General features: G+C 70.2%; 8 protein-coding genes. 1 reads left to right on the top strand and 7 read right to left on the bottom strand.

What is annotated here, in order from left to right:
- Positions 1–220: 220 nt before the first annotated feature.
- The 7 genes from rplS to proS form a co-directional block, all read right to left on the bottom strand.
- Positions 221–571, bottom strand: a complete 351-nt coding sequence (gene rplS / locus KN815_RS45550) for a 50S ribosomal protein L19 (protein WP_014055193.1) — start codon at positions 569–571, stop codon at positions 221–223.
- Positions 572–703: 132 nt separating this feature from the next.
- Entirely contained in the window at positions 704–1,534 is an 831-nt protein-coding gene (trmD, locus tag KN815_RS45545) for a tRNA (guanosine(37)-N1)-methyltransferase TrmD (RefSeq protein ID WP_216347668.1), read from the bottom strand.
- A complete protein-coding gene (gene rimM, locus KN815_RS45540) occupies positions 1,531–2,157 on the bottom strand; it encodes a ribosome maturation factor RimM (RefSeq protein WP_216347667.1) in 627 nt (208 codons plus the stop codon). Before rimM ends, trmD begins: the two co-directional genes overlap by 4 nt.
- Before the next feature lie 81 nt (positions 2,158–2,238).
- A complete protein-coding gene (locus KN815_RS45535; RefSeq protein ID WP_003980229.1) occupies positions 2,239–2,478 on the bottom strand; it encodes an RNA-binding protein in 240 nt (79 codons plus the stop codon).
- Positions 2,479–2,480: 2 nt separating this feature from the next.
- Positions 2,481–2,924: a 30S ribosomal protein S16 gene (gene rpsP, locus KN815_RS45530; RefSeq protein WP_216347666.1), complete on the bottom strand. Its 444-nt coding sequence runs from the start codon at positions 2,922–2,924 to the stop codon at positions 2,481–2,483.
- A gap of 155 nt (positions 2,925–3,079) precedes the next feature.
- The gene (locus tag KN815_RS45525) at positions 3,080–3,673 is read right to left on the bottom strand and encodes a hypothetical protein (RefSeq protein ID WP_216347665.1); all 594 of its coding nucleotides are present in this window, start codon (positions 3,671–3,673) and stop codon (positions 3,080–3,082) included.
- 159 nt (positions 3,674–3,832) lie between these two features.
- A complete protein-coding gene (gene proS / locus KN815_RS45520; RefSeq protein WP_216347664.1) occupies positions 3,833–5,248 on the bottom strand; it encodes a proline--tRNA ligase in 1,416 nt (471 codons plus the stop codon).
- Between the two features lie 308 nt (positions 5,249–5,556).
- On the opposite strand from proS, the gene KN815_RS45515 reads away from it, so the two are divergent.
- On the top strand, positions 5,557–5,858 hold a 302-nt coding region (locus KN815_RS45515), incomplete at its 3' end, for a methyltransferase domain-containing protein (protein ID WP_216347663.1).

Genomic DNA, 5,858 nt, shown 5'->3' with positions numbered 1-5,858 from the left:
CGCCGCCGGCCGGCCATCGCGGCAGCCGCCCGGCGGGCGAGGGCTCCTCGGCCCGCGCCGGAGCATGCGAAGAGCGCGACCGCCCCTCGCGCTCCTTCTCGGAGCCCGGAGAGCGGTCGCGCCCCGCGAGCTGTCCTTCGGTGTTCATCGGCCCAGAGCCTATCCGGCCCGGCCGGATGATCCGGCGGTAGCTCAGTAGTCGCGCAAAATCGCCGCGATCTCAGTTGTCGCGCTTCTCCTTGATCTTCGCGGCCTTGCCGCGGAGGTCGCGCAGGTAGTACAGCTTCGCCCGGCGCACATCACCGCGGGTGACGACCTCGATCTTCTCGACGATCGGGGTGTGCACCGGGAAGGTGCGCTCCACGCCGACGCTGAAGCTCACCTTGCGGACGGTGAAGGTCTCGCGGACGCCGGAGCCCTGGCGGCGGATGACGACGCCCTTGAACTGCTGGACACGGGAGCGGTTGCCCTCGATGACGCGGACGTGGACGTTGACCGTGTCGCCGGGGCGGAAGGTCGGGATGTCGCTGCGCAGCGACGCGGAGTCGACGGTGTCGAGCAGGTGAGACATGATCGTCTGCTTTCCTCGCTGATGCCACAGGTCATCAGCGGCATATCGGATGATGATTTGGAGTGCCGCCCTCATCGGGTGGGCGTCGGTCCCCCTGTGGCAGGGGCGCACACCCGGACGTACGGCAGCGGCCTATTCTTCCACGGCCCGGGCCGGCCGCCCAAATCGGGCCCCGCCGGTCCCGGGCAGCTCCTCCCAGCCCAGCTCGGCCAGGAGCGCGCGGTCGTGCTTGTCGAGCGTCGCCGGGTCGCAGCGCTCGATCAGATCGGGGCGGTTCTCGCTGGTACGGCGGAACGCCTCGTCCCGGCGCCAGCGGCCGACCCTGCCGTGGTGGCCGCTGATCAGCACCTCCGGGATGGAGCGGCCGCGCCACTCGGGGGGCTTGGTGTAGACGGGCCCCTCCAGGAGGTCGGCCATCGCGCCGGGGGCGAAGGAGTCGTCGCGATGCGACTCGGCGTTGCCCAGCACGCCCGGCAGCAGCCGGGCCACCGCCTCGGTGATCACCAGCACCGCGGCCTCGCCGCCGGCCAGCACGTAATCGCCGATCGAGACCTCGTGGACCTCGAGCCGCTCGCCGTACTCCTCGATCACCCGACGGTCGATGCCCTCGTAGCGGGCGGGCGTGAAGACCAGCCAGGGGCGCTCGGCGAGCTCTACGGCGAGCGCCTGGGTGAACGGACGGCCGCTCGGGGTCGGCACGATCAGCGTGGGCTTGGCCAGTCCCTCCGCCTCGCCCGACGCCATGATCGAGTCAAGCGCCTCGCCCCAGGGCTCGGGCTTCATGACCATGCCGGGTCCGCCGCCGTACGGGGTGTCGTCGACCGTGTTGTGCCGGTCGTGCGTCCAGCCGCGCAGATCGTGGACCCGTACGTCGAGTTGGCCGCGGGCGCGTGCCTTGCCGACCAGCGAGACGTTCAGCGGCTCCAGGTACTCGGGGAAGATCGTGACGACGTCGAGCCTCATGACGACTCGTCCTCACGGCCGCCCGCGGTGTCGCCCTTACGGCTGCCGCCGGTCTCGCCCTTCCCGCGACCGCTCGCGCTGTCGTCCTTACGGCTGCCCGCGATCTCCGCCTCGGCCTCGTCGAGCAGGCCCGGCGGCGGGTCGATCACGGCGCGCTGCGCCTCCAGATCGATCTCCGGCACGAACTCGGAGACGAACGGGATCATCACCTCACCCCCGTCGGGGCGCTTCACGATCAGCAGGTCCTGGTACGGCAGATGGGAGATCTCGGAAATCCGCCCGACCTCGGTGCCGTCCACGGTGACCACATCGATGTCGATCAACTGATGGTCGTAGAACTCCTCGGGATCCTCGGGGAGTTCCTCGGGGTCCACCTCCGCGATCAGCAGGATGTTCCGCAGCTCCTCCGCGCCGCTGCGGTCGCGTACGCCCTCGAAGCGCAGCAGCAGCCGGCCGCTGTGCACCCGGCCGGACTCGATGGTCAGCGGCCCGGCCGAGGCGGGCTCGGTGGTCAGCACGGCGCCCGGGCCGAGCCGCAGCTCCGGCTCGTCCGTCCGCACCTCGACGGTGACCTCGCCCTTGATGCCATGGGCACGGCCGATCCGCGCGACAACCAACTGCACGATGCGATGTCCCTTCACACACACGGGCCGGGGACGGCCCAAAGCCCTCCCCGGCCCGTGCCGGTGCTCTTCTTGATCGCCTCAGCGGACCTGATCGACGTCGACGAGGTCGACGCGGATCCCGCGGCCGCCGATGGCGCCCACGACGGTGCGCAGGGCGCGTGCGGTGCGGCCGTTGCGGCCGATCACCTTGCCGAGGTCATCGGGGTGCACCCGGACCTCCAGCACACGCCCACGCCGCAGGGTGCGCGAGGCCACCTGCACGTCGTCGGGGTTGTCGACGATGCCCTTCACCAGGTGCTCGAGGGCTTCCTCGAGCATCCTCAGGCCTCAGTCGACGCGGTGGACTCGGCGGAGTCAGCCGCCTCGTCCGACTTCTTCTCGGACTTCTTCGCCTTCTGGGTGATCGCCTCACCCTTCGGCTCGTCACCGGCGTCCTTGGCGGCCGCCTCGAACAGGGCGCGCTTGTCGGCCTTCGGCTCGGCGACCTTCATCGGGGCCGGGGCGGGCAGGCCCTTGAACTGCTGCCAGTCGCCGGTGACCTTCAGGATGGCCAGCACGGGCTCGGTCGGCTGGGCGCCGACCTTCAGCCAGTGCTGCACACGCTCCGAGTCGACCTCGATGCGCGACGGGTTCTGCACCGGGTGGTACAGACCGATCTCCTCGATCGCCCGGCCGTCACGGCGGGTGCGGGAGTCGGCGACGACGATGCGGTAGTGAGGCGAACGGATCTTGCCCAGACGCTTCAGCTTGATCTTGACTGCCACGGAAGTGGTGTCTCCTGGTCTTGACGTGGTTGAGCACTGCGACGTGCCGCGTGGGGTTGCGGTACCCGAGTGCCCGATGGACGCGTCAGCCGGAGGAGAGAGGGGTCCTGGTCGGCTGTCGAGTACAGCAGACCATTCTGCCACACCGGGACAGGTCAGCCGACCGCGGCCACCGCCTCCGGAATGCGGAAGGGCTTACCGCAGCCACCGCACATGATCGGCGCCTGGGCCAGCACCGACGGGACGACCCGGACATTGCGCCCGCAGTCGCACACCGCCTTGACCCGGACCCCGCCACCGGAGGAGCCATGGCGCGCGGCGGGCCCGCGGAAGGTGCGGGAGGTCTCGGCGGTGGTCGCCACGGTGTGCGCCTTCAGCGCGCGCTGGAGGCGGTCGATCGTGCTCCGGTACCGCTTTCTCGCCTCGGGGCTGAGGGTGACCAGCGAGAAGCCGCTGCTGGGATGCGGCTCCTCGGGGTGGTCGAGCCCCAGCTCCTCGGCGATCGCCAGGAACCGGCGGTTGTGGTAGCGGCCGGCGCGTGAGGTGTCACGGACACCGCGGGCGGCGGCGATCCCATGGACTGCCTCATGCAGCAGCCGTTCGAAGGAGAGCTCGGCGCCACATGCGGACGACGACTCTCCGATCAGCGATTCGGGCGCGGCGAGATCCGGCAGCTCGGAGTGGTGCCGTTGAATGTCGGCCCACGCCTGCGCCAGCTCTGCGGCGAGAACAGGTGGTGTCGTGCTCACGTCGTGCTAACGAGCAGGACCGGTCCGGTGTTCCGATTCCGGGGCATCCCAAATAATTTGCACGTACCAGTCAGTTCACGGTGATGTACGGCGACGAGGGGCGGGTGCGTAAATGTGTGGATGAGCCACGCACCGTGCATCAAGCCGGTACGTACCGCCTCAGTAGGCCCTCGCGACGATCGCGACGTTACCGGGAGCGTCGTCGGCGTCCGGCACCGCCCCGTCCTCGGTGACCAGACACCGTACGGACACCGACCGCTCGGCGAGCGCCGCCTCGCCCTCCGGCCCCAGGTCCGCCCACCGGATCCGGGCCCAGCCGCCCGCGGTCGCGGCCTCGGCGGCCTCCTCCATGGTCGCCACCTCCGTGGTGCGCGCCTTACGGCGCTCACGGGCCTGCCGCAGCAGCAGCGCCTGGTCCTCCTCCAGTACCTTGGGCAGCAGCTCCGGCAGCAGCTCGGCGCGCACCGGCTCCTTACCGCCGGGGATCCGCCGGGCCACCATGGCGGTGCCGCTCTCCAGGTCGCGCGGGCCGACCTCGACCCGGACCGGTACGCCCTTGAGTTCCCAGTCGACCGCGCGGCGGCCGAAGGGGGTGTCCGTACGGTCGTCGACATGGACCCGCACCCCCGCCGCGGTGAGCAGCTCGCCGATCTCGCGGACCTTGGCGAGCACCGCGTCGTCGCCCTTGATCGCCAGCACCACGACCTGGGTCGAGGCCAGCCTCGGCGGGATCCGCAGGCCGTTGTCGTCGCCGTGCATCATCACCAGGGCGCCGACCATCCGGGTCGTGCTGCCCCAGGAGGTCTGCCAGACCAGTTCCTGCTCGCCGTCCTTGGACAGATAGCTGGTGTGGAAGGCCCGGGCGAAGTTCTGGCCCAGCTCATGGCTGGTGCCGAGCTGTAGCGCCTTGCCGTCGCCCATCATCCCTTCGAGGGTGAGGGTATTGAGGGCGCCGGCGAACCGCTCCCGGGCGGTCTTGCGGCCCAGCACCATGTCCATCGCCAGGACGTCCTCCATGAACCGGGCGTAGACCTCGCGGTGGATCCGGGCGGCGAAGTCCCTGGCGTCCTCGTACGACGCGTGCGCGGTGTGCCCCTCCTGCCACAGGAACTCGGTCGTCCGCAGGAACAGCCGCGGCCGCAGCTCCCAACGCACCACATTGGCCCACTGGTTGATCAGCAGCGGCAGATCGCGGTAGCTCTGCACCCACTTGGAGAAGTACTCGTTGACGATCGTCTCCGAGGTGGGCCGGACGACGACCGGCTCCTCGAGCTCCTTACCGCCGCCATGGGTGACGACCGCGAGCTCCGGCGCGAACCCCTCGACGTGATCGGCTTCCTTGGCCAGATACGACTGCGGGATGAAGAGCGGGAAGTACGCGTTCTGGACGCCGACCGCCTTGATGCGGGCGTCCATGTCCTGCTGCATCCGCTCCCACAGCCCGTACCCGTACGGTCGGATCACCATGGTGCCGCGCACCGGGCCGTTGTCGGCCAGCTCGGCCTTGTTGATCACGTCCTGGTACCAGCGGGGGAAGTCCTCCGCCTGCGCGGTGAGCACGGGGGTCTTGGCCATGGCGCCGATCGTACGGCGGCGGGGTACCGAACCGTGAATCAAGGAAAAGCGAGCCGATCAGTGCCGGCCATCGCCCGACACCGGCCACGGACCGCACGAAGGCCAGGGGGCGGTTCGGGGAGCGAGACGTACGCACGGGTGCGCGGGGGCGCACAAAGGGGGCACGCAAGCACGGCCGTGAAACCCCTGGACGCGGGGACGGATGCGGAGTTCCCTGGCATTTGGGGGTGGGACGTCACACCGCACAACGGCGGATGTGACACCGAATCTGACGACGGCACTGCTCTTCGCTGATTGGGGCCCTTTCGATGACATTTACGCTCGTACAGCGGCACCGCCCGCACCCCTCCTCGTCGCCGACGACGGACGCCCACGCTCGCACCCGCGACTGGGCGGAGATCCAGGAGCGGATGCTGGTCCCGCTGTACGAGGCCGTGTACGAACGGCTGGACATCGGCGCCGGGACCCGGCTGCTGGGCCTGGGCTGCGGCTCCGGGCTCGCCCTCCTCATGGCGGCCACGCGCGGCGCCACGGTCTGCGGGGTGGACACGGACGAGCGGCGCCTGGACCTCGCGCGCGAGCGGCTGGCGGCCGTTTGCGCACCGGGCGG

Origin of the sequence: Streptomyces niphimycinicus, from assembly GCF_018883605.1 — a bacterium.
Lineage (GTDB): Bacteria > Actinomycetota > Actinomycetes > Streptomycetales > Streptomycetaceae > Streptomyces > Streptomyces niphimycinicus.
The sequence above is the reverse complement of the archived record's forward strand: the minus strand, read 5'-3'. Positions and strand labels throughout refer to the sequence as shown.